Genomic DNA, 25,407 nt, shown 5'->3' on the forward strand with positions numbered 1-25,407 from the left:
TTATTTTATTTTTACCGCTACACCATCATATAACTTTCCTTCGGCGCTCACAATAAATGGCTCGTTTGCTGCCAGCCCACTTAATACTTCTACTTCGTTTGCGCTGGTTTTACCCAACCGTACCCAACGCAGCAAAGCGGTATGGTTACTGCTTATGGTATACAAGCCCGTTAACTGATTTTTATATTCAATAGCCGACACCGGTACCATAACCAGCCCATCTGTATCAGCAGCCTTTACGGCCTGCTTTAACGGTATAGCCACATTGGCGTACATCCCGGCAAACAAACCTTGTTTTTGGTAATCGGGAATATGTATTTTGATGATGTACTGCCCGCCGCTGTTTTGAGACGATTTACCGATCTGTGTTATTTTTCCGTTAATAACCTGATGAGCCGCGCTGATGGTGACGGTTGCCGGTGTACCTTCAGTAATCAAACCGATCTCGCTTTCGGGCACGGATACGCTTACCTGGTAACTGCCGCTTTGTTCAATAGTCAATAGCGGCATTCCGGGATTAGCCATGCTGCCCGCGTCAATCATTTTTTGGGTAACCAATCCGGCAAAGGGTGCAGTTAAATTGGTATAACTTAGCGTAGCATTCACCTCGTTGCGGGCCTGTTTGGCAGCATCCAGTCTCGCTTTGGCCGACTTATATTGTAGCGTAACATTATCCAGTTCCTTTGCCGATGCGCTTTGCTGTTTGTACAAAGCGTTAAAGCGGTCAAAATCTTTCTGGGCGTTAATAAATCCGGCATTGGCTTCCGCTATCATCGCATCTGCCTGGGCCCCTTTAGCCAAAATATCATCATTACTAATTGTCAGCAGTAATTGTCCTTTACTCACCCTGTCACCCACGTTAACTTTGATGCTGGTAATGTAGCCCATTACCCGAGTACTGATATTGGCCGATTGCACCGCTTCGATAACCCCGCTTACACTCAGCCCTTTTTTTAAATCGGTAGCGGGCTGGCTCACGGTAACTACTACTGCGGTATCGGCAACAGCTTGCTTATCTTTATGATGATTGGAAGAACAGGAACCCATGATCATTAAACATATACCGGTGAATAATGGCATGGCACTGTTGGGATGGATAGTTAATCTCATGTTCGGCTTTATTTAGTAGTAGTTGATGTTAATAGTTGAATATAAGCCCTGGTTACATTAGCGGTAAACTGCGCCTGGGCGAGTAAAAATTTGATTTGGGATAACTGCGCACCGGCTGTTAATATATCGGTAGTGTTAACCAGGCCTTGCAGGTAACGGTTTTGCAGTATCCTTAAGGCTTCTGATGATTGTTGTACGGATGCCTGGGCCTGGGCAATTTCAAAACGAGCGTCTGCAAGGTCGCGATAGGCCTTGTTCAACTCCACCTCCCCCTCTTCTTTTTGCTGCACCAACTGGGCGGCCAGTTTGTCTCGTTCCAGTTTTTGTTCCTCTACCACATGCCTGGTTTTGTTGCCGTTAAAAACCTTCCATGACAATTGTACACCAAACAGGTAAGCGCCAGCACCCAAACCAGTTAAATTACTATTGTTATACTGGTAATTGCCAAAGGCGTTCAGTTTGGGCAGGTAAGTCATCTGGCTCGACTTGATCATTAATCCCGATGCCTCAATGGCCTTTTCCATCGCCATAAAATCAGACCGGGTAGCAAATGTTTGCCGGGCAGAATCTACTGTTAACGGCGTTGTACCTGGATCATCAACAACCTGGTAAATAATGCCTGCGGGCACCCCCATCAAAAAGCCCAGGTAATCTGACGCATTACCGATACTGCTTTTTGCCTTTGCCAGGTTGCTCTCTACCGTAGTAACGTTTACCTGGGCATTTAACAGGTCCGACTTTTGTATCAACCCCTGCTTAAAATGATTATCCGCAAATACGTAAACTGCATTGGCGGTTTGCCTTGCTTCTGTTAACACCTTTACCGCCTGGTAGGCCAGTTGTAATTGCAGGTAGGCTTTTTGCACCTCGAAAGTTATGTACTCCTCGGTACGTTGTACTTTATACTGGTAAACTTCTGTTTGTTTTTGGGCGCCCTTACGCATATACAGCATATCGATATTGAGCAATGGCTGCTGTACTTCCAGTTTAGCCATTAAATCGGGCGTTGTTGACGGGTGATTTAAAAGGTCGGGATTAAAGTCGCTTTGCAATATCCTCCGTTGCTCCAGCTTAAACCCGAAGGCACTGAGCGGGTTATTGGTACCCATGGCGGTATAAGAGAGGTCGGCCTGCGGCAAAAATACGGCATCTGTTTGCCGATATTTAGCCGTGGCTATGTTTACGTCCAGTTTGGAAAGCTGAACGCTTTTGTTGTTTTTTAACATGCTTTGTATGGCATCATTTAGCGTCAGGGTTCTGGTGCTGTCCTGGGCCAAAACCGGCGTAGTCAATACATGCGTACCCGCCAGTAACGCGGTAACAACCTTTATCCAATATTTAGAACTGATCATTAAATTTAATTTGAAACAAAGGTAGTTTCGGCAAAAAAGCTAAACGGTAACATTTGTTACGTACAGGTTACACGCGGTATTAATCAGCGTTTTTTTAGGGGGGATAAACTAATTGGGAGTTCATACAGAGCGAGGTGGATAAATTGCCTTTCTGATCGCATCAGCAAATGATCAGGAACAGTATCCTTCGACTACCCCTATTTAACTGCTTTTGTATGCAGCATTGCCGGTTGGTAAAAATGTGATTAAAAACATATTTAGCAAGCCAAGCAATTTATACATAACTTTGCACCAGTGAAATATCTTGCCATCATCATCAGTTTGTATATGACCTTGCTGTCCTTGCTCCCCTGCCAGGACAGTGAAGATATGATGGCCGGTGTTACGCAAGTAACCGTTAGGCAAGTAACCGTTAGGCAAAACCGGGAATGCAATCAACATGAAAGCCGGGAAAGCTGCCCGCCCTTTTGTACCTGCGCCTGCTGCTCAACGGTAAGGCACGTCAGTTCGCCTTGCGTTATTTCGCTCCCCATCATCACGTTAATAAGCGTTTATCCTGCTTACCGCATTCCTGCCGTACTGAAACAGCCTATCGCTATCTGGCAACCTCCTCAAATAGCATAATACGATCTTTCTTTTAGTTTCCGCCTGCAATAAATTCTGCATGGCTTTTGTGTATCGTATTCATTTTTACAATTTATGTTTGATCAAATTATCGCGTTCTCCATCAGGAACAAGGTAACTATCGGGATCATAACGCTGGTTTTAGTACTGGCGGGCATTTACTCGGCATACAACCTTCCGGTTGACGCGCAACCCGATATTACCAATAACCAGGTACAAATTATTACACAAGCCCCAAGCCTTGGGGCACAAGAGGTTGAGCAGTTTATTACCGCTCCCATAGAGCTATCCATGGCTAATATTGCCGGGATTATCGAAAAACGCTCTATATCCCGTTCGGGCATATCCGTTATTACCCTTGTTTTTAAAGATAATGTTGATATTTATTGGGCAAGGCAACAGGTTAATGCCCAATTGAAGGAAGCCGAAAACAGCATCCCCACCGGTTTAGGCCAACCCACACTCGCCCCAATAACTACCGGGCTTGGCGAAATATACCAGTATGTTATACACGCCAAAAAAGGCTATGAAAATAAATATACGGCAACCGATCTACGCACCATCCAGGACTGGATAGTGCGGACACAGTTAGCCGGCACAGTTGGCTTAGCTGAGGTAAGCGGCTGGGGCGGCTACGTTAAGCAGTACGAAGTAGCTTTGGATAATGATAAGCTTAACTCATTAGGCATTACCATACCCCAGGTGTATGAAGCGCTCCAAAAGAATAACGAAAACACCGGCGGATCTTATATTGAGCAGCAACGCAACGCCTACTTTATCAGGGGACTGGGCCAGGTGCAGAACCTCGACGATATCCGCCGTATTGTTGTTAGCAATACCAAAGGATCGCCTATTTTGGTACGTGATGTTGCCACCGTTCAGTTCGGCAGCGCCACCCGCTACGGCGCCGTTACCCGCAATGGCCAAGGTGAAGTGGTTGCCGGTGTAGCGTTGATGCTGAAAGGCGAGAACTTTAGCGAGGTGATTAAAAATGTTAAAGACCGGATGGTGCAGATACAAAAATCACTGCCCGAAGGGGTGATGATTGAACCCTTTATAGACCGGACAGAATTGGTTGACCGCGCTATCGGGACGGTAAAACGCAACCTTTTGGAAGGGGCCCTGATTGTTATTTTTGTGCTGGTACTGCTATTAGGCAATTTAAGGGCGGGCTTAGTTGTAGCCTCGGTAATACCCTTAGCCATGCTATTCGCTTTCTCCATGATGCACCTGTTCGGTGTGTCGGGCAATTTGATGAGCTTAGGTGCCATTGATTTTGGGTTGATTGTTGATGGGGCGGTAATTATCGTGGAGAGCGTTGTGCATCACATCACCACCGGGAAATATCAAAAAGAAGGTGTCCCTGAGCTGACTGCCGAACAAATGGATGTTGAGGTGCGCGACAGCGCCAGCAAGCTGATGAAGTCTGCCGCGTTCGGTCAAATCATTATTTTGATTGTTTACCTGCCCTTATTATCGCTGGTTGGTATTGAAGGTAAAATGTTCAGGCCCATGGCCGAAACCGTGGCCTTTGCCATTTTGGGTGCATTCATCCTTTCGTTAACCTATGTACCGATGGCGAGTGCTTTATTTTTAAGCAAAAAAACATCCCATAAGCGGAATATCTCCGACCGTGTTATCGAATTCTTACAACGTATTTATCAACGTGCATTAATCGCCATATTAAAATTTAAGGTGATTACAGTAAGTATCGTGTTTATTCTATTTGCGGTTGCGATATGGGCATTTAGCCGTATGGGGGGCGAGTTTATCCCAACTTTAGAGGAAGGCGACCTGACCGTGGAAATATCCATGATGCAGGGAACATCGCTTACCGAGGTAGTTAGAACATTTGGTAAAGCCGAAAAACTTTTAAAAGATAAATTCCCCGAGATTAAGCAGGCCGTTACCCGTATAGGCAGCTCCGAAATACCAACCGACCCCATGCCCATGGAGAAAGGCGATATGATGCTGGCCATGAAACCTAAAGGCGAATGGAAGTCGGCATCCGGTAAAGAGGAAATGATCGAAAAAATGGAGGAAGTGCTTTCTGCCATTCCAGGCATCAACGTGGAAATATCACAACCCATGCAAATGAGATTTAACGAACTGATGACCGGTATCCGCCAGGATGTTGCCATTAAAATTTATGGCGATGACCTGGATATTCTGGCTGTTCAGGCTGAAAAACTGGCCAAACTGATTGCGCCCGTTAAGGGCGTAAGCGAACCTTATGTTGAAAAAGTGAGTGGCCTGCCTCAAATACAAGTTGTTTATAACCGCGATAAGATGGCACAATACGGCTTGAACATCAGCGATGTGAATATGATTCTGAAAACAGCTTTTGCCGGAAGTGTAACCGGTGTGGTATTTGAGGGCGAAAAGCGTTTCGATATGGTAGTCAGGCTGAATCGTGACCTGCGGGAAAACATATCAGGCGTTGAAAACCTGCTGGTGCCCCTGCCCTCCGGCAATAAGGTGCCCTTGAGCCAGGTGGCAGATATCAATTTTAAAGACGCGCCTGCGCAGATCTCCCGCGAGGATGGCAAAAGACGCATTTATGTAGGCTTTAACGTACAGGACCGGGACGTGGAAACCACCATCAAGGAGATACAGGCTAAACTAAGCAATACCTTTAAACTGCCTGCTGGCTACTACCTGAGCTATGGCGGCCAATTCCAAAACCTCCAGGCCGCCAAGTCGCGGTTACTAATTGCTGTTCCTGCGGCGCTCCTGTTTATCCTGCTGCTGCTTTATATTACTTTCCGCTCCGTAAAAGATAGCTTGCTGATTTTTACCGCGGTTCCGCTGGCCTCTATGGGTGGTGTTGCCGCCTTGTTGCTTCGCGGTATGCCATTCAGCATTTCGGCAGGTGTAGGCTTTATCGCTTTGTTTGGCGTGGCGGTTTTAAATGGCATTGTATTGATTGGATACTTTAACCAGTTAAAAGAAGAAGGGATGAACGATATTTACCACCGTGTGCTGGAAGGAACGAAAACCAGGCTTCGCCCGGTTTTAATGACAGCCTCGGTTGCCTCTTTAGGTTTCCTGCCCATGGCCTTATCTTCCAGCGCTGGTGCCGAGGTTCAGCGGCCACTGGCAACCGTGGTTATAGGCGGCTTAATTACCGCAACTTTTTTAACACTTTTTGTTCTGCCCTGCCTTTACATGCTCTTTAACCGCAAGGAGGCTAAAAAAGCCAAAGTGCCTAAAAGCCTGGTTATGGCAGGCATCATCCTGGGCTTTAGCGTCTGCCATCAAAGCATCGCACAAGCACAAGTTAAAACACCACTCACGCTCGACAGCGCCATCAACATCGCTATTCAAAACAACCTGCAAGTGCGTTCGGCAGCACTCACGGTAGAACAGGCCAGGGCGCTGCAAAAATCGGGTACTGATATTTCAAAAACGGAGCTGATGATAACGCAGGACCCTACCAGCGGCGGAAACATGGATAACGCGATAGGCATTACCCAGACTATTGCCTGGCCCGGTTTATACAAAAACCAGCGTAAGCTGCTTAACCAGCAAACTTTGCTGGCCGAACGGTCGGCCCATTTAACCCGTGCCGATATCACGCGGCAGGTACGCAGTGCCTACTATGCTTATTTATTGAACAGAGAAACGCTGCGCATCCTGAATTACCAGGACAGCGTTTATAAAGGTTTTGTTAAAAAGGCGGAAATCAGGTTTAAAACAGGTGAAACTTCCAATTTAGAACTGATTAGCGCCCGGAATAAATACCAGGAGATTGCCACCCTTAAGATGGGTGCTCAGGCCGATCTGCGGAGTAACGAATTGAGTTTACAACAATTGCTCAATACTACCGAGCCGCTTATACTCGCCGAAAGCAAATTACTGCTCCTGCTCACGCTCGCCACGGATACCATCAATGTAGCTAACAACCCACGGGTGAATATTGGCCTGCAAACTATTGAAGTAGCTAATGCAAGGATAGCCGTAGAAAAATCCAAAGGTTTACCCGACCTTACTTTAGGCTATAACCAGCAGTTGCTCATCTCCGGCTTTAATCCTTCGGGCATTGATCGCGGCTACTCGCCAGGCACCCGTATAGCGGGGATCCAGGTGGGTGTGGCCTTGCCGATATTCAATGGGGCAAACCGTGCAAGGGTAAAATCTGAACGGTTATCGGCACAGGTGGCCCAGGCCAATTACCAGTTCTCGCGGTCAGAGGTACAAATGCAATACAAACAGGAATTGCAGCAGTACTTCAAATTTAAGCAATCGGCAGATTATTATTTAGCTGAGGGGTTAAAACAAGCAGACGAACAATTACGTATCGCCCAGGTATCATTCAATCTGGGCGAGATCGGTTATATCGAATATATCCAAAATATGTCGGCAGCAGTGCAAGTCAAATTAGCCTACATCGAAACCTTAAGCCGCTTAAACCAAGCGGCCATTCAAATACTATTTATTAAAGGAGAGTAACAGATGAAAATTGATCAATATAAACTTATAACAGCTGCCTTTTTATTAGGAATAGGGCTCGCATCCTGTTCGGGTGGTGGCGGCAAAAAAGAAACGGATACAAAAGCAGATACAGAAGAACCGCGAAAGGTAAAACCTGATGGTTTGGAACTAACAGCAGAGCAAATGCAATCCGTTGGTATTGTAACCGGCCCTATCGCACAAAAAAATCTGGATTCGGTAATCAAAGCGAACGGACAGTTAGCCGTCCCCCCTCAAAATAAAGCCGATGTAAGTATCCTTTCCGGTGGCATCATTAACCACATCAGCGTTATTGAAGGCCAGCAGGTAAAGCGCGGGCAACTACTGGCAATGATTAAAAACCAGGACCTGATCAAGATACAGCAGGACTATTTAGCCGCCAAAAACAACTTTACCTATGTACAGGCCGAATACAACAGGCAGCAACAGTTACGGGAAGCCGGGGCTGGCACAGGCAAATCGTTTCAATCGGCAGAAGCCACTTACCATGCCGAACTTTCGCGCATTACGGCTTATGAAAGTCAGTTAACACAACTCGGCATTGCGCCACATAAAATTGTTAACGGAAACATCGTTTCACAATTTCCGGTACTGTCGCCAATTGGAGGAACCATCGGCCACATCACTGCCAATACCGGCGCTTTTGTACAACCCGGAACTTCCATTATGGAAGTGGTAGATAACTCTAAAATTCACTGCGACCTTACCGTATTTGAAAAAGACCTGATGCACGTTAAAGTTGGGCAGAAGGTGAGTTTCCAATTAACAAACCAGGAAAACCAATTAATTACCGGAACCATCAACGGGATAAATAAATCTTTTGAAAACGAAAGCAAGGGAGTTACAGTTCATGCGGTAATCAAAAACAAAGAACAAAAAAACCTGATACCTGGTATGTATGTTACAGCATTGATCAGCACCGGTAGCCGCCTTACAGCAGCTGTACCTGTTGACGCCGTTGTACGCTCAGAAGGTAAGCAGTTTATTTTTGTGGTAACACAAAAAAACGCCAAAAAGGGTACGGTTAAATTTAAAAAAGCTGAAGTAGGCACCGGTGTAACAGAACTGGGTTTTATACAGATTAAACCGCTTGAAGAGCTGCCCGCATTGGCAAATATTGCTTTAAAGGGCGCATTTTATTTACAATCAAAAGCGGACGGTGGCGCCGAAGAAGAATAGCGACAACAATATGAAACAAGAACATCAGGCACGCGATAAAAAACAACCCGGGATTGATATCTCTTCTGCAAAGCACAAAGAAGAAAAACACAACCACGATGAAAATGCGGCCGGCCACAACCATGAGCATGGCGGTATCTTCGGCCAAAATACCGAACTGATCTTCGCCGCCCTGTCGGGGGTATTCCTGGCAGTGGGCTTCGGTTTATCTTTTGTACATGCGCTACCAGTGCTTACCAGCACTATTCTTTATGGCATAGGTTATTTTTTTGGCGGCTTTTATACCACTAAAGAAGCGTACCAGGCCATCAGTAAAGGCCATTTCGAGATTGATTTCCTGATGCTGGTAGCAGCCGTCGGCGCGGGGTTTCTGGGCCAATGGGCAGAGGGGGCATTACTGTTATTCCTGTTCAGTTTCGGCCATTCGCTTGAACATTACGCTATGGGCAAAGCAACCAAATCAATCGCGGCTTTGGCCGATCTGGCACCCAAAACCGCCATTTTGCGACGCGATGGTAAGGAAACTGAACTATCGATTGAAGAGCTGGTATTGGGTGATGTCATCATTGTAAAACCGAACAGCAAGATTTCGGCAGACGGCGCGGTGATTAAAGGCGAAAGCAGTGTTAACCAGGCCCCCATCACGGGTGAAAGCATACCGGTGGACAAATCGCCGGTAGCCGACCCCGACAATTATACCGATGACAAAATCCTGAAACCAGAAAACAAGGTATTTGCCGGAACCATCAACGGCAGCCAGGTACTGGAAGTAAAGGTGACCAAACTGGCGGCTGATTCAACACTTTCGCGCCTGGTTAAGCTGGTTAATGATACCGAGGCGCAAAAATCGCCAACCCAATTATTTACAGATAAACTCCAAAAGTTTTATGTGCCAGCTGTATTGTTATTGGTAGTTACCTTACTGTTTGCTTACCTGGTTATTGATGAGCCGTTTAGTAAAAGCTTTTACAGGGCAATGGCGGTATTGGTAGCCGCAAGCCCTTGTGCTTTGGCTATTTCAACACCAAGCGCAGTGTTAAGTGCCATAGCCCGTGCGGCCAGAGGAGGTGTGCTAATTAAAGGCGGCGGCCCACTGGAAGAATTGGGTGCGTTAACTGCTATAGCTTTTGATAAAACAGGCACCCTTACCGAGGGCAAGCCGAAGTTAACCGGCGTAGTAGCCCTGGCCCAACTTTCGGAAAATGAAGTATTGGAAATGGCCATCGCTGTAGAGAAATTGAGCGATCATCCCTTAGCCGCGGCCATTGTAAAGGGCGGCCTGGAACGGCTGCAACAAAAAAACATACCATCCGCCCAGAACCTGGAGGCCGTAACCGGGCATGGCGTAAAGGCCACGGTTGGCGGTAAAAAAGTAGTGATTGGCAACCGGAGCTTATTTAAAGAACTGGCAACCGAAGTAAATGAGCAAGTGGAGAAGCTGGAAAAAGAAGGTAATACCACCATGCTTGTTGAACTTGACGGAGCAATTGTTGGTTTGGTATCCTTGATGGATGTACCGCGCAAGGAAGCTAAAAACACCTTAGCGGAACTCAAGGAACTCGGCATTAAAAAAATGATTATGCTGACAGGTGATAACCAACAAGTGGCCGACGCTATAGCCAAAGAAATAGGTATAACCAACGCCATGGGTGGCTTACTGCCCGAGCAAAAGGTGCAGGCTATCCAAAATCTCATCAAAACAGAGAAAAAAGTGGCCATGATAGGCGATGGTGTGAACGATGCGCCCGCCATGGCCAAAAGCACGGTGGGTATAGCCATGGGTGCAGCCGGATCAGACGTAGCTTTGGAGACGGCAGATATTGCTTTAATGGCCGATAGGTTGGATAATCTACCTTTCGCCATTGGCTTAAGCCGGCAATCACGCCGTATCATTAAGCAAAACCTGTTCATCAGCTTGGGCATGGTGGCCATACTGATCCCCCTAACCATTTTAGGCATATCCGGTATTGGCCCCGCCGTTGTAGGCCACGAAGGCTCAACCCTGGTGGTTGTTTTTAACGGATTGCGTTTATTGGTTTATCAGAATAACCGCAAATAAGATTTCCGATAGGGTTAAACGAAATATCTTTTCGGGATACAGGTTACCATTGCCTCATCAATATGATTAATTGGTGAAGCAATGGCAATTGTTTGCTCTGGTTATGAGTTAAAGATTTAAATATCCCGCGCCTAATTTCCTCCTCCGGCGCGGTTCTTTTCGTCGTCGGCACCGGTTTGGTGCTGGCGGGCTTTAATTTTGGTGTTACCAAAGTTATAAGTGATGTTCAACCTGGTTATGCGGCTTTCGGGCTTCTGGACAATTTGAAGGTTAACCGATTGGTACATACTGTTTACGTTGTTGGTACGCTGATTAAATATATCGTTCACAGATAATTTAACATTCAGCTTTTTATTGGCAAAGGAGCGGCTGATACCCGCATCGGTACTGTACTGCGGCCGTACATCATAAATACCTGTAGAGATAGCCGATTTATAGGCACTGAATATTTCAATGCGATAGCCTTTAATCATGGTAAATGTTTGGGTGGCCTTTAGGTTATACGATAATTTGCCGCTGTTAAGGTTGGCGCCCAATAAGCCTGCCGATTTATTATCGAGATAGAAGGAGCCGAAGTTCAGGTTTCCGGTCCACCATTTGGTGATCGTATAGGGCGAGTTCACATTCAATCCATAAGCGTCCTGTTGATCCAGGTTAAGATCAGTTTGGAAAGTTGCCTTTTTAACAGCGTCCGTCAGGATGATCTGTGTGATCACGTCGCTGGTATGGCTGTAATTCAGGTTGACATTAATCGTGCTGTTCCAGGTATAATGTAACTCGAACGAATGAGTATACTGCGGATTTAAGAACGGGTTACCCTGCTTATAAGTATACTGATCAAGATAGTAAACAAAAGGGTTCAGGTCATCATAGCTTGGCCTGTCTATACGGCGGCTGTACGAAAAACCTATTTCGTTTTTCTTGTTCAGCGTATGGTTAATAAATAAACTGGGAAAAAAGTCGATGTAATGGCGGGCCACTACCTGGCTGTTGGTAACCAGGTTACCAACCGACGATGTGTACTCGCTGCGCAGGCCGGCCTGTATTGATGTTTTTTTATACGACTTGCTGAGGCTTAAGTACCCGGCATCAATTTTTTCCTGGTAAATAAAGTAATTGGTACGGGTAGCATCGTTAACATAATTGCCCAATGCATCTTTAATCTGGGCGTTCAGGTTGTTGTCCGTTTTAACATCGCTAAATTTTAGGCCGGCTTCCAGCTTCAAGGTTTTAGTAAACGGATAAGCATAATCGGCCTTAGCGGTACGGATATCAATAGTAGATGGTGTTTGATTGCGCAGGTACGATGCCGGTTTTTTCAACGTTCCGTCTGGCAAATAAATAGCGTTCACGTAGTCGGCGTCCGAGTTATTAGTGAATTTAGAGTAATCCAGGTCGATACCGAGCGATTGCCCCAGTGAGTCTATCTGCCAGCGGTCGTTAATATTGGCCGCAAAATTTTGACTGTTTTGATTGGTGATCGAACTGGCGATAAGTGTAGAATCGCGAGAATTTTCGCTTTTGCTGATGTAAGTGGTTGTTGGTGTGTTTTGATCGTTGGATGAATTGTATCCGCTGATGATGAAACCAATGCTGTTCTTTTTCGAAATATCATAATCGGCGCCAAAACGGTAGTTGTTGTTATGGTTCGATTTGTCCATCAGCGTCATCTGGTTAAAATACGTCTTCTTGCCAACGCTGTCTACCACACGGCTAATACTCAATGTGCGGTAGTTTTTATTATCGTTGTGGCTAAAAGTGCCAAAAGCGTTTAACCTACCTTGTTTATGGTTTAACGATATGCTTTCATTATCCTTCCAGTACCTGCCGTAGGCCGTACCTACAGTTATGCTGCCGCTGCTGCCAATGTCCCGGTTTTTTTTCAGTTTAATGTTGATGATGCCCGAATTGCCCGATGCATCGTATTTGGCCGACGGATTGGTGATCACTTCTATAGATGCAATGTTGCTGCCATCGGTAACGCGCAGCATGGTAGCCAGCTGGGTTGCCGAAAGGTAGGTGAGTTTATCATTAATCATTACAGTTACGCCGTTTTTCCCTTGCAGGCTAATGTTATCGTCTTTATCAATGCTTACTCCGGGAGCGCGTTCCAGAATATCCATAGCTGTGTTACCGGTAGCCAGCACGCTGTTTTCTACATTCATCACCAGGCGGTCGAACTTACGTTCTATCAGCGGGCGGGTTGAACTGATGGTAACGGTGTTTAAAGCTTTGGCCGAAGATGGCATGGTAATAGCCGGAACGCGTACATCTGCACCCGTTACGGTAAATGCTTTACTAAAGCCTTTATTATAGCCAACTGCGGTTACTTTAATCAGATAAGTACCGTTTGGGATACGTTCTAAAACATACGCGCCCTGCCCGTTGCCCAGTACACCTTTTACAATCGAAGAGTCTTTTGCATGTATGAGGGCAATGGTAGCATACTCTACCGGTTTATTTTGGGCATCTACAATTGATCCGCTGATTTTTGCACCCGGTTTGGCTGTTTGCGCATATCCTGCCGTTGCTATTGCCAGCAGCAATATATGTAGCACGTATAATTTATTAAAAAGATGTTTCATTTTGAGCGATGTTTATAGGTTGACGTGGTAAAATTTTGGCAATAGTTATCCTGTTAAAGTTTTTTATGCTTTTTAAAAAGTATGATTTAAATTTTGATGACCGGCTGTTGATTTAAGCCGTAACCGGACTGTTTATATTAAGATGCAGAAGGCGCCCCCTTGGTTACACTATTAATAAAAAAAATTAACGGGGATTAATTGGCTGAACATAATGCGGCAATTAATCTTTTTTAACAGATCATATATTAGAGGGTGTATTTGTTGGCATTCAGCTTTCTGTAATACATCCTCTATGCACAATTTCGCCGTACTTTCCCAATTACGAACGCAGCGCATTTGACATTGGGCTGGACAAGTTATAATATTTTGTTACGTATTAACAATCAAGATAAAATGAACTTTTATCTTCGGAGGGTATAAAAGCAATTGGACTAAATGTGTGATTTTGAAACTGCAAATTCAGCAGTAATGACCAAGGACTTTTTGGTTACGCAATCGATAAATAATGAACGGATACGCGGCTTTGGATTACGGGCGAAATGAGCCTATGTTTCTTCAGGGAGACATGACGGTAACCGGCATTGAGATGTCCAAGCCGTCATTACCCGGGCGCGGAATCACTACGGCGATGATGACAATTTATCGCGGCTCGTTAACGGATATGCCCTTGGATAACTATCAATATTAAAAGAAAGCGGCTGGATGATTGGTGTGACCCCAAAAAGTTGGACAGTTTACAAAATTAAGTTTTTTGTACGAGAGCTCGGTATTCCACCGGGCTCTTTCCATTTAACCTGTTTTTTATTCTTTCATTGTTATAGTAATGAATGTATTCTTTTAACGAAGTTATAAATTCTTCCGCAGTTTCAAAGCTCTGTTTGTACAGTAATTCTGTCTTTAAGATCCCAAAGAAGCTTTCGGCCAAGGCATTATCCAAGCAGTTTCCCTTTCTGGACATGCTTTGAATAATTCCATGTTTTTCCAAAGCCTTTCTATATCCATAATGTTGATATTGCCACCCTTGGTCAGAGTGAAAAATAAGTCCCCTTATATCTTTCACTTTATCAAAAGCCTCATATAACATTTCATCTATCATCTGCATATTTGGAGATTTTGAAATACTATAAGAAATGACTTCCCCGTTGAACATGTCAATTATAGGAGATAAATAGATCTTCTCCCCTTTAATGTTCATCTGAGTGACATCCGTAGCCCATTTCTGATTAGGCAGATTTGCCTCAAAATCCCTTTCAAGTACATTAGGGGCAATTTTACCAACCTCACCTTTGTATGAGCGATAACTTACTTTCCTGATATTGCATTTTAGGCCTAATGTTCCCATCAATTTTTGGACAGTCTTGTGATTTATGCTATAACCCCGGTTCTTCATTTCGGCGGTGACCCGCCGATAACCATATCTGCCTTTATGCAAGTGGTATATACTTGCGATCTCTTCTTTTTCATGCTTGTATTTATCATCATTTAGGCGCTTGCGATGATAATAAAATACAGAACGAGCCATCTGTTTGCAATCCAATAGAATTGAAACATCATGTTCGGGCCTTAGTTCTTCGATGGCTTTTGCCCACTCATGCGTTCGCGGGCTTCTTTTTCCTTGACTAAGGCCGTGACTTTTTTTAATAGTGCGTTCTCCGCCCGCAAACGGCTATTTTCCGCCTGGAGCTTCTCTACTTCTGTTTCAGGTTCAAGCTTCTTTGATCTTCCCATGCATTTAGGTGGTCGTCCAGGATTCTTTTGCTGGTATAGTACTGCATATCCCTCAACCCGTACTGATCTTACCCAGCGCTCTAAAGCAGTCTTGCTTAATCTATATTCCAGAACAACCTGATTTAAAGGTACTTTTTTTCCTATGACAAGCCTTACAACTTCTTCTTTGAAATCAGGCGTGGGCTTGACGTTAGGTTGTTTGAGCAGCCCACTTTCGCCATAAAGATCATATTTCCGAACCCATTCCAATATCATGCCTTCACGGATATGGCGTTCGCGGGATATCCGTAGAATCGGCTTTCCCTTTCTTACTTGAGAAACTACATCAAGTTTCTCTTCAAATGTGTGCTTTGACATAAATAATAAACCCCAAAAGTTTTTGTCTAACTTTTGGGGTTCACTTCAGATAGACACGGCCATTTCACAAACGGCGCCTGTTCATAGTCGAGTACAAATGATCGGCCCCGGTCGATTTGTTATGCTGGGAGCATGCAAATGTTCTTTTATAACCGAGAGTCGATCCAAGCCGAGTTTTGAGCTGCGGGTTTGGTCATAATTGAGGAAGCTGAAGAGAATTAGCTTTTTTCTGATCAACTGCCAGAAGCCTTAAACCACTTCTTATTTAAAAATATTAAGATCATGCTAACAAACAGCACTCGAAACCATTATTTGCTAAGATCTTAATAACATTCTCTACGCAAAAGCCTTCTCCTTTAATCCTCAATATTCGGTCACAGTCTTCCAGATCAAAATTAATTTCCGCGTGCTGATAGTACATTCGGAGGAGATCAATAACAACGGCAACTTCCTGTTTATTTTCAACGTTCGTTTTAAATATTTCGATCATTCTAATATAAAATAAAATCCCGGCTTTGTATACCGGGATCATAGTTGTTAACTTTAAAGTAGCTGTTAAAAAACGTAAAATATACTGGCTTGGATGCTATTATTTTTAAAATCTCCTAAGATCACCGACGGATTTTCCTGAACCTTCTGCAAACCGTAAACATAGCGGGCGTCGATCCCTAAACCAATGCTGGATTTATAACCGATGCCACCGACCACGCCAAAGTCAATCTTTTTGAAAAATTGCGCGTCCGTATAACCAACCATATCCTCTTTAATTTTAAATCCGGCCTGCGGACCGCCTTCTACGAATAAACCCGAATTCGTGCGGTATTTAAAAAGGATCGGAACAGCAGCATAAGACAGTTTAATATCCTGTGTGCCTAAGATACCTCCCTTAACTTTGGCTCCCTGCATGGCGTAAAGAAACTCTTCCTGAACCATGAAATTGTCGGTGAACTTATAGGCTACGGTAAGTCCGGCCTGGAAACCCGGCAAGGGATCTGTCGGGAAATTGGCATTGGTAAAATTACTGGCATTACCGCCTGCCGTCAGTCCGAATTCCATTTTACCTAACAACTTCTTGCCGAAGCTTTGGTTTTCCGACGCTGTCTGGCTAAATCCTTTGATTACTATAGCGGTAAATACCACTAACATCAATACTAATTTTTTCATAAATCTTTTTTCTTTGTGAATTTTTAAATGCTGCCTGCAAATGGCCTGCTGATTATTTAATTCAAAAGTGCACGGGGGACGGCGCGATTTATCATGAAATGTGAATGAAGCGGGCAAAGTAACCCTGGAAACGACTGAGCCGGGCCTGAGCAATACGGCTCTAAAAAGATGGTCTGCCTCAAGTTTATCCGTTAGCGAGCCAGCTTAAGAACTGGGCCGCTTTTCCTTTACTGACGATAACCTTTTCAGGATGTGCTACCTTAAGATTTAAGGATAGTTTCCTGGAAAAAAAATTGGAAACATCAACGATCGCTTTTCGGCAAACAAGGTATTGACGGTTAGCACGGAAAAAAGAATTACCAGACAAGCGTTCAAGTTCATCGAGATTCTTGTTGGGAAAGTATGTCTTGCCGGAGTAAGTAAGTAAATTGGTAACATTGTTTTCCAGGTAGAACATGGCGATGTCTTCCAGGTTGATCGGAATGATCTTGTCGAGGTGGTAAACTAATACCGAAGCCGCTTTCTGCCCTTCTTTTCCGGACAACAATTTTAGAAGCGCATCATATTGCGGCGTTTGATCAACTGAAAATATTTTCTTTAGCTGCATGTATTTTTCTAATGCGGCGTTCAGTGTCTGGCGGGTAAATGGCTTTAGAATGTAATCGATGCCATTAGCTTTAAAAGCATCTAAAGCATACTCATCGTATGCGGTACAAAAAATGACCGGAACGGCAACCTGCTCACTTACAAAGATCTCGAAACTTAAACCATCGCCTAACTGGATATCGCTGAAGATCAGGTCTGGTGCATCATTACTTTTAAAATAGGCAACTCCCTCCTTAACAGACCGAAGTTTGATGATATCAACCGGTTGGTGGATCAGTTTACGGAGATTGATTTCCAGTTCATCTGCAACTATTTCCTCATCCTCAATGATTACGATATTCATGAGCTAACAATTTAATACTTACTGTAAATGTATTTTCTTTTTCGACGATAATGATTTCATCTCCCGACCAGAGTTTATACCGCTCTGCAAGATTAGCTAATCCATAATTGGCCGAGGCAACCTTTATATTTTTCTTTTGAATATTATTGCTGATCACCAGCCAGCCGCCGCTTTGATTGATGACCACCTGCAGGGGAGCTTCTATTGTAAAGTTGTTGTGTTTAATGGCATTCTCCAATAGCGGCTGGAGTGAAAAGGAAGGCAGGAAATACCCTTCCAAAATTTCAGCAGGCAGATCGATCGTGCAATCCAGCGCCGCACCAAACCTGATGCGCTGCATTTCCAGGTAATCTAAAAGCAAACTCACCTCCTCTTTTAAACGGGAAACATGGTCGCTGTGATGATAAATAGAGGCCCTTAAAAAGTTAGCCATATGGACAATATATTCATCGGCAATTTGCGTGTCTTTATGGTAAAGCGCTTTTAAGGTATTTAGCGCGTTGAATAAAAAATGTGGATGGATTTGCTGCTTTAAAGCGAGGTTCATCGCTTCTGTGTGGGCCGTTTTTAACCTGGATAATTCGAGCTCACTATGCATTTTATGCTCGTATAATAAAACTGAATTGTGAAGCAGGGTAATTAAAGTATTGATTACAATACCCGACCCGACAAAAGCCAGAAATGAACCAAAGTCCCAAAATGACCACTGTTTGTCTTGGAAAAAACCGAATGCAGGCCTCAACAACAAGTAGATCAGCACACTGATCGGGTAACTTAACAAAGAGCGCGACAGCGAGAATTTTTTTGACCTGATCGAATTTTTTTTAGCTAAAACGATCATTAAAGAAATGTCGGAATAGCCGACCAACAAAACTCCGGACATGGTGAGCAGCGTAAAAGCAATGATATGCTGAAGTGGCCGGTCCGTGTTAGATGCTACCAGATAAAAGATAAAACCAATAATGATCGTCTGTAACCAGGTCAGGCGCACCAGTCGCTTTAAAGGTAACTTTTCCTGCATAGGTCCTAAATTAATCATTTCCTGAAGCTAACAAACCTTTTACCCACCTAAACAGGCAAAATCAGCCTTGAGCGGCCTAAGCCAGGCATAAGCCGCAAGGTGGTTAACTGATATTCAGCTCGCTCGTTTAAACCTTCGCTGCTTACTTTGCCCGTTTCAATGTGTTTTCATGAGCAGCTTGTTTCGCGGGCTAATACTTTCGCCTCAATTAAAATTTAAGACTATGAAAAAAATTACGGTATCCAGCATTAACCCATTCATCGGTTTGCTGTTGATTTTCTTTGGCTCCTCTATACAGGCTCAGGAGTTGCCGGTCAAAGTGATCGGCATCAGGTCCCTTAAGGGTAATATCATCATTAACGTCTTCAAAGACCAGACGAGTTATGATGATGAAAAACCTTTTAAGCAATTCAAATTTGACAAAAAGCCCATGGATAAAGGCACCATGACCCTAAAGTTAGCGCTGGAACCCGGCACTTATGGTATCACCCTGCTGGATGATGAGAACAGCAACGGAAAGATTGATAAAAACCTGATCAGGATACCTAAAGAGGGTTTCGGTTTCTCCAATTTCTTTATGACGAAAATGAAAAAGCCGGCTTTTGAGGATTTTAAGATCGATTTGAAAGCCCACCCGGTGGTGGAGATCAAAGTAAAATATATGTAACGGCAACATCCGCAAAACTATCAATAGTTAAAAAACGAAAAGTATGAAAACAGCAATTTATAAAAAGCTATTTACAGGTATAGCCATGGTCATAGCAGTAGCCTTAATTTCTTCCTGCAAGAAAAACACCATCGACCCATCCGGGCAGTTCAACATTAAAGTCGTTAATGCTTCGGCAACGGCAGGAGCGCAGAGTTTTACATTGGCCGGAAATGTGCTGGTCAATGGCGGGTTGAATTATACCGACGCCTCTGCTTACATCAATACCGCTTCAGGGAAAAATATGGTCACGGAGTTTAAAAATGCCGGAACAAACACAGTGTATGCTTCCGGGTCACTTTATACAACTAACGGCGTGAGCTTTACCGTTTACCTGGCCGGTTCCGGTTCAAATGCCAGGGTTAAAAACTTTGAAGATGATCTGGGCGCACCCAATAATGGGCAGGTAAAGATTAAATTTATTCATCTTAGTGATAAGGCCCCTAATATCGTCACCATTAAAAATTCAAACGGAGATGAGTATTCCGGTTCACTTGTCAGGGATCTGGCTACCGGTTATAAATATGTAACGCCGGGTTCGCTTACTGTACAGGTCGCAGGTCTTACATCTAAAAACATCGTCGGCAACTACACTTTTTCCGATCTGCAAGCAGGTAAAATTTATTCGTTGTATTTAACCGATGATGCGAATGGAAACGTGGTGATGAATAAGATAGCCCACAATTAACTTAATATTTAGTTAAACAAATGTGAGCAAACAAACAGCTCACATTTGTTACGCTGCTTCGAAGATGCCTTTGCGATATTAAGTCTGAATTTTATAACCCATTCCTAACGTTGATTTTCAATCCTGATCGGCAATTCCTGATTGGCTGCCTAAACTCATCCTGCTCCCTTGTTATTTTTCCCGCCTTTTAACGATGAGTGGACTGTGCATCCCGGCATAATCCTTTGGATCTCTCGTAGCGGTCATAGCATCATACTTACCCTGGGCGCTCGAGTTTAAGCCACAGCCGAAAAGGCTAAGATCAGTAGCAAAAGATATTTCATAAATCATGCCTAAAGCTTTTCAGCTTTCAGGCCTTTAAATTTCGACCCATGGTAGGTCCAGCTTACCTGCCAGCCATCGCCTTGCGGGATAAATTCAAATCCGTCTGCCGATTTCGGGTCGTCAAAAAACACCCTTTCATTTTCAGCGAACAGGGAAGTTTCTTTTTTATCGTCCTGGTAAAGTGCTAATTGTCCCGCTTCTACCCTGAATTCCAAACGGGTATGGTTTGCTTCTGCAAAATCATACGAGCCGGTATACCGCTGCAGGATTGCTGGAGCCAGTGGTGCGCCTTTACGGTTGATCTCCGCCGGAACCTGATAAGGCTTTCCCTCCAGCATATTCACCAGATCCGTGATGATTTGTTGAAAGGGGATGTCGTCATCATTGGCTAATAACACAAAGCTGTAATTCCGTACTGTATGGGTGTATATTTGTGCCCTGATCCCATCCGAGCCGCCATTCTTTTGAATCACACCCTGCGCGTCGCGCATGGCAGACAGGTAAGGTTCCTTATTAAGTAACTTCAGATAGCGCATCAGGTCGCTCGTGGCAGAATAAATACGGGCCGTAGAAAACTCATCCTGCGTAATATTAGGCACCCGCGTGAGCACACCGTCCCGTACCTGATGGTTTAGGGCGGGGCGCTTCAAATTGGCATGGCTGATGAAAAAGTGGGCACCCGAAGCTTTCATTTGCAGAGGATCAAAAATATAGGTTTTCACGCATTGCACGAAAGGTTTACCGGTGATCTTCCGGATCAGGTAGTAGATGACCTCGTAACCCAGATTGGAGTAGCGCGTATCGGTGCCGGGGGCAAACTCCAGTTTTTCTTTGCTAATGGCGGCCATGATCTGCTCCGGATTCAGCGATAGCACGCTATTCGGCTTGTTCGTCAGTTCACGAGGCAGGCCTGAACGGTGGTGCAGCAACTGGTCGACCGTGATCTGGCTGCTGTTGGGGAACTGCGGCAGGTATTTACTTAAGGTATCCGTTAGTTTTACCTGGTGCTCCTGCTGCAGCTTAACTAATATACTGTAAGCCATTAGCTTACTGATGGAATGAATATCAAACTGGCTGCTATTGGCCACCCGGAGGCTGCTTTTTGGGTCTCCGGAAATATTATAAACTTTCTTCAAAACGTCGTGGCCATTAGCGCTGACATAGATGCCGCCGTTAAATTTCTTCAGCCGTGTTAATGCGGTAAAATATTCATCAATGCGCGCGTTCAACGTTTGCGCAGCGGGTTTTCCCGGCAACAGCGTACAAAAAAACAATAGCGTCAAAAGGCTTCTAAGTATCTTCATGGGCTTACTTCATCATATATTTAGATATTTTTATGTTATTGTCCGTTGATCACTAAGGCTTCGATCTTTTTGTTTAATTCATGCCCATGATTGCTCAGTACCGCAGAGAGGAAGGGTGCGTAATCGTTACTGGTAGCGAGTAAACTGGAAGCGGCGTTCTTTTGATAACGCGGGTCATAATCCAGGTCTGGAAGTGGCAAGTACTGATATAGTGGCTTATCCAAACTGATCTCCCCTGTTTGAGCGAGCAAGTTCACATAGTAAGCGAACAAAGGTTTGGTCATGGATGCTGCCTCGAACAAAGTATGGGCGTCCACAGGCCGCTTTTGTTCCAGGTTGGCATAACCGAAAACATGCTGGTAAACCACCTGTTTGTGGTTGATGATGCAAACAGCAGCGCCCGGTATCTTCAGCGAATCCATCTGCTTTTTGATATAGGTACTCAGGGCCGCGTTATCCAGCGAATGGCCGGACAGGCTCCTGACCTGGGCCGGCAATTTTACGCAAAATAGCATTAGGGCCGTTAACAGTAAGATGCTTGTTTTTTTGAGCGGATGATGCATTGCGGTTAAATTTAAAAGAAGACGTTTTTTTTACGTAAATTGTTACAGGGATGGATCATCAATCAGGGCACTAAGATCGTCTTCCGTTGAATGGTATGCGCGCTGAAGTACCCCAGCGCCCCGCCGGAAAGGTTGGTGTCGGGGTTGGACGGGGCAGCATTGTTGCCATCACCGCCCGCGCTGTTCTCCAGGCTGTACCAGTACTGATAAATTACCGGGTCCAGGCAAAGCATTTCGACAGTCACCTGGCTGCCGCTTTTGACGTTCCGGGCCGGGTCATCATTGTCATTGCTAAAGCTCAGGCGGTTATTCACGGTGTTACCATTAGTGAATTCATCATCAGCAATAAAAATGGTCTTTTCCTTTTTGTTATTGACGTACTGCACGAAACGATAAAAGTTTTTTGCCGCAGCGGGATCATGGTATTTGGCGAACGCGTATTTGAGCGGGCTGCCGTCTTTATTGCTACCCTCCTGTTGTTGCACATACAAACTGTCGAGCGGTACCGGCTGCGGCATGGTGCTGCTGGCTGTAAACACCTTGCCGTTTACCTGCACAGTTAACTGGTACGTATTTCCCGGAGCGCCGGTAAACGTGCTGTGCTGGTAAACACCGGCGCTGGTTGGCAGGAGCGTTTGGGTTGTTCCGTTGCCGCTGATGGTGACGGTAGCTCCGCTGATGCCGGTAAAGGTATTGTCGCCGGTAAACTCTTTGGTTTGCGAGATGGCCAAGCGGCAGCCGCCGGCTTCGTTGGTCAGTACCGCTTCGATCACGTATTTGGGGGTATTATCGGGCAACTTCAGGTCGATGGCCTTTTCGCAGGAGCTCAATAACAGCAGCAGTAAGGCGAGATAGGTAATGTTTTTCATGGCTTAAAATTTAAAGTTGTAAGAAATGGCCGGAACAAAGGTGAACAAGGTGGTACGCACTGCTTCGGTGCGGTTCGGATCGGTTTTGTTATCGCGGAAATAGATGCGGTAAGCGTTCGGGTTGCCGTAGGCGTTATACAGGCTGAAGCTCAGTTCGGAAGAGAACTTTTTGGTTTTCTTCAACTGTTTGGTAGCGCCAAGGTCCAGCCGGTGATAGGCGGGCATGCGCGAGGCATTGCGGCTGGTGTAGTTGTAATACGTGCTGCCATCCACCTGGTATTTGCCTGCGGGGAAGGTTACTGCATCGCCGGTATAATAAACAAAGTTGGCCGACAGCACCCAGCGCTCGCTCAGCTTATAGATGCCCACCAGCGAAATATTATGCGTGCGGTCTTGCCGGGCATTATACCAGTCATCCTGGTTGATGCCGTCAATCTGGCGCTGTGTTTTCGACAGTGTATAACTCAGCCAGCCGGTTAGCCGCCCTGTCTTCTTTTTGAGCAGCATCTCCAGCCCGTACGCACGTCCCAGGCCGTACAATAACTGGGTTTCGATGGGCTGGTTGGTAAAGATATTGGCACCGTTGCGGTAGTCGATCTGGTTCTGCAATTTTTTGTAATAGGTTTCTACCGTTAGCTCGTATCGATGTTCGCTCAGGTCCCGGTAATAACCGAGCGAAAGCTGGTCGGCCAGTTCGGGCCGGATGATCTGGGTACTGGCCACCCACTTATCCACCGGCGAGCCGGAACTTGAATTGGAGATGAGGTGCAGGTTCTGCGCATTGCGCGAATAGGCCGCCTTGAGCGCGCTTTGCTCATCCAGCTGGTAGGCAGCACCGATGCGCGGTTCGGCGTTCAAATAGGTTTTTGCGCTTTGTTCCTTCAAGATAGAAAAGGCCGAGAGCCGCAGTCCGTAGCTCAGGCTCAAACGGTCGGTCAGCTTCCAGTTATCGGCTGCGTATATCGCCTGGTCCAGGCTGAAGCGGTTCTGCAGCTCCTGCGAACTGATCCCTGCATTGCCGCTGGCGGTAATTTGTCCCGGTTTGATGCTGTGGTAAACGCTGTTGAAGCCGAAGTTGACGGTATGCCGGTCGCCGGGGAACCATTGCAGGTCTTCTTTCAGGTTCCAGTCGCGGATACGCGAATAGATGTTATAGTCGTTCACATCCTGGCGTAGGCTGATGGTATAATCATAATTACTGTAGATGAGCGAGGTATTGGAAAAAAGCTGGTTATTAAAAATATGATTCCAGCGCAGGGTGCCGGTGGTATTGCCCCAATTGATGCCGTTCACTTTATCCGCGGACAGCACATCCTTACCAAAGTAACCCGACAAATAGATCCGGTCTTTGCTACCCAATACATAATTAACCTTGGCGTTCAGATCGTAAAAGTACAATTGGCTGCGGTTCACATCGGTATCTTTGGATAGCTTCAGGAACACATCGGCATAAGTTCTGCGGGCAGAGATCAGGAAAGAGGACTTGTCTTTTTGTATCGGCCCTTCCACATTGAGCCGGGCAGCAATCAGGCCGATGCCGCCGCTCACGTGGGTTTGCTGGTTATTGCCATCGTTCATTTGCACATCCATCACCGAGGATAAGCGCCCGCCGTAGCGCGCAGGCATATCACCTTTGTAGATGTTCACATTTTTGATCGCGTCGGAGTTAAAGGTGGAAAAGAAGCCAAGCAGGTGCGAAGCGTTGTATACCGTGGCTTCATCCAGCAGCAGCAGGTTCTGGTCAACCGCACCGCCGCGTACATAAAAGCCGCCGCTGCCTTCGCCTGCAGACTGGATACCGGGCAACAGTTGCAGGGTTTTAACTACATCACGCTCGCCCAGCAGTACCGGGATGTCCTTAATCTCTTTGATGCTGAGTTTTTCTAAGCCCATCTGGGCGCCGCGCAGGTCACGGGCATTGCGCGAAGGGGCTGTAATGGTTACCGTCTGTAGTTCCTGGGTGTTATCTTCCAGGGCGATATCCAGCTTTTGATCGGAGGCCAGGTTCAGAGTGATCGTTTTGGCTTTTTGCCCTACAGCGCTGATGCTGAGTTGCTGCATACCTTTTGGTAGTGTTAGTGAATAAAAGCCATAAGCATTGGTGGAAGTACCGGCAGCACCGCTACGAATGGTGGCGCCGATGAGGGTTTCGCCATTAGCTTTATTGGTGATGGTACCGCTGAGCGTGTATTTACTTTGTGCCAGAACGCCCAGCGGTCCAAACAGCAGTGCCAGCAGCCCTAAAATTTTGTAGTTTTTCATATATGGCTGCAAAATAAAGGCGGTTGAAACGGTGGGGCTGAAATTTAGACGAAAGTCGCCGATTCTTAGACCAACGTGATCAATTCAAGC

General features: G+C 45.5%; 19 protein-coding genes. 7 read left to right on the forward strand and 12 right to left on the reverse strand.

Annotation, left to right across the window (positions count from 1 at the left end):
- Together MUCPA_RS09630 and MUCPA_RS09635 are read right to left on the reverse strand one after the other, a co-directional pair.
- Entirely contained in the window at window positions 1-1,110 is a 1,110-nt protein-coding gene (locus MUCPA_RS09630) for an efflux RND transporter periplasmic adaptor subunit (RefSeq protein WP_008506051.1), read from the reverse strand.
- Between the two features lie 8 nt (window positions 1,111-1,118).
- Window positions 1,119-2,462 (reverse strand): TolC family protein, encoded by a 1,344-nt coding sequence (locus MUCPA_RS09635; protein ID WP_008506052.1) that lies wholly within the window; start codon window positions 2,460-2,462, stop codon window positions 1,119-1,121.
- A gap of 294 nt (window positions 2,463-2,756) precedes the next feature.
- On the opposite strand from MUCPA_RS09635, the gene MUCPA_RS37645 reads away from it, so the two are divergent.
- The 4 genes from MUCPA_RS37645 (at window position 2,757) to MUCPA_RS09655 (ending at window position 10,797) form a co-directional block, all read left to right on the forward strand.
- Window positions 2,757-3,086, forward strand: a complete 330-nt coding sequence (locus tag MUCPA_RS37645; RefSeq protein WP_008506053.1) for a DUF6660 family protein — start codon at window positions 2,757-2,759, stop codon at window positions 3,084-3,086.
- A gap of 75 nt (window positions 3,087-3,161) precedes the next feature.
- Window positions 3,162-7,538, forward strand: coding sequence for a CusA/CzcA family heavy metal efflux RND transporter (locus MUCPA_RS09645; protein WP_008506055.1), 4,377 nt, complete (start codon window positions 3,162-3,164; stop codon window positions 7,536-7,538).
- A gap of 3 nt (window positions 7,539-7,541) precedes the next feature.
- Window positions 7,542-8,738: an efflux RND transporter periplasmic adaptor subunit gene (locus MUCPA_RS09650; RefSeq protein WP_008506057.1), complete on the forward strand. Its 1,197-nt coding sequence runs from the start codon at window positions 7,542-7,544 to the stop codon at window positions 8,736-8,738.
- Between the two features lie 10 nt (window positions 8,739-8,748).
- The gene (locus tag MUCPA_RS09655; RefSeq protein ID WP_040627264.1) at window positions 8,749-10,797 is read left to right on the forward strand and encodes a heavy metal translocating P-type ATPase; all 2,049 of its coding nucleotides are present in this window, start codon (window positions 8,749-8,751) and stop codon (window positions 10,795-10,797) included.
- 131 nt (window positions 10,798-10,928) lie between these two features.
- Here the strand turns inward: MUCPA_RS09655 and MUCPA_RS09660 are convergent, their stop codons facing one another.
- Window positions 10,929-13,382, reverse strand: coding sequence for an outer membrane beta-barrel family protein (locus tag MUCPA_RS09660; RefSeq protein WP_008506061.1), 2,454 nt, complete (start codon window positions 13,380-13,382; stop codon window positions 10,929-10,931).
- 505 nt (window positions 13,383-13,887) lie between these two features.
- Between MUCPA_RS09660 and MUCPA_RS09665 the strand changes: the two genes are divergently transcribed.
- Window positions 13,888-14,070 (forward strand): hypothetical protein, encoded by a 183-nt coding sequence (locus MUCPA_RS09665; RefSeq protein ID WP_050982063.1) that lies wholly within the window; start codon window positions 13,888-13,890, stop codon window positions 14,068-14,070.
- A gap of 54 nt (window positions 14,071-14,124) precedes the next feature.
- On the opposite strand, the gene MUCPA_RS09670 is transcribed toward MUCPA_RS09665, so the two are convergent.
- The 5 genes from MUCPA_RS09670 to MUCPA_RS09695 all read right to left on the reverse strand — a co-directional run bounded on the left by MUCPA_RS09670 (window position 14,125) and on the right by MUCPA_RS09695 (window position 18,601).
- Window positions 14,125-15,024: an IS3 family transposase gene (locus MUCPA_RS09670; RefSeq protein WP_157544057.1), complete on the reverse strand. Its 900-nt coding sequence runs from the start codon at window positions 15,022-15,024 to the stop codon at window positions 14,125-14,127.
- Window positions 14,946-15,467 (reverse strand): helix-turn-helix domain-containing protein, encoded by a 522-nt coding sequence (locus tag MUCPA_RS09675; RefSeq protein ID WP_008506063.1) that lies wholly within the window; start codon window positions 15,465-15,467, stop codon window positions 14,946-14,948. The genes MUCPA_RS09670 and MUCPA_RS09675 overlap by 79 nt, the downstream gene beginning before the upstream one ends.
- Before the next feature lie 555 nt (window positions 15,468-16,022).
- Window positions 16,023-16,631, reverse strand: a complete 609-nt coding sequence (locus MUCPA_RS09685; RefSeq protein WP_008506067.1) for a porin family protein — start codon at window positions 16,629-16,631, stop codon at window positions 16,023-16,025.
- A 184-nt stretch (window positions 16,632-16,815) separates the two neighbouring features.
- On the reverse strand, window positions 16,816-17,580 hold the full coding sequence (locus MUCPA_RS09690; protein ID WP_008506068.1) for a LytR/AlgR family response regulator transcription factor: 765 nt from the start codon (window positions 17,578-17,580) through the stop codon (window positions 16,816-16,818).
- Entirely contained in the window at window positions 17,561-18,601 is a 1,041-nt protein-coding gene (locus tag MUCPA_RS09695; RefSeq protein ID WP_008506070.1) for a sensor histidine kinase, read from the reverse strand. The genes MUCPA_RS09690 and MUCPA_RS09695 overlap by 20 nt, the downstream gene beginning before the upstream one ends.
- A gap of 223 nt (window positions 18,602-18,824) precedes the next feature.
- On the opposite strand from MUCPA_RS09695, the gene MUCPA_RS09700 reads away from it, so the two are divergent.
- The gene (locus MUCPA_RS09700; protein WP_008506072.1) at window positions 18,825-19,268 is read left to right on the forward strand and encodes a DUF2141 domain-containing protein; all 444 of its coding nucleotides are present in this window, start codon (window positions 18,825-18,827) and stop codon (window positions 19,266-19,268) included.
- Window positions 19,269-19,311: 43 nt separating this feature from the next.
- Complete coding sequence (locus MUCPA_RS09705; protein ID WP_008506075.1) at window positions 19,312-19,995, forward strand: DUF4397 domain-containing protein; 684 nt, start codon at window positions 19,312-19,314, stop codon at window positions 19,993-19,995.
- Window positions 19,996-20,327: 332 nt separating this feature from the next.
- Here MUCPA_RS09705 and MUCPA_RS09710 read toward each other — a convergent pair whose 3' ends face one another.
- From MUCPA_RS09710 to MUCPA_RS09725, 4 genes are all read right to left on the reverse strand, one after another.
- Window positions 20,328-21,623, reverse strand: coding sequence for a serine hydrolase domain-containing protein (locus MUCPA_RS09710; RefSeq protein WP_008506077.1), 1,296 nt, complete (start codon window positions 21,621-21,623; stop codon window positions 20,328-20,330).
- 35 nt (window positions 21,624-21,658) lie between these two features.
- On the reverse strand, window positions 21,659-22,186 hold the full coding sequence (locus MUCPA_RS09715; protein WP_008506078.1) for a serine hydrolase domain-containing protein: 528 nt from the start codon (window positions 22,184-22,186) through the stop codon (window positions 21,659-21,661).
- Window positions 22,187-22,248: 62 nt separating this feature from the next.
- Window positions 22,249-23,055: a DUF4249 domain-containing protein gene (locus tag MUCPA_RS09720; protein WP_008506079.1), complete on the reverse strand. Its 807-nt coding sequence runs from the start codon at window positions 23,053-23,055 to the stop codon at window positions 22,249-22,251.
- A 3-nt stretch (window positions 23,056-23,058) separates the two neighbouring features.
- A complete protein-coding gene (locus MUCPA_RS09725; protein ID WP_008506080.1) occupies window positions 23,059-25,317 on the reverse strand; it encodes a TonB-dependent receptor in 2,259 nt (752 codons plus the stop codon).
- Between the last annotated feature and the right edge of the window lie 90 nt (window positions 25,318-25,407).

Origin of the sequence: Mucilaginibacter paludis DSM 18603 (assembly GCF_000166195.2) — a bacterium.
GTDB classification, from domain to species: Bacteria; Bacteroidota; Bacteroidia; order Sphingobacteriales; family Sphingobacteriaceae; genus Mucilaginibacter; species Mucilaginibacter paludis.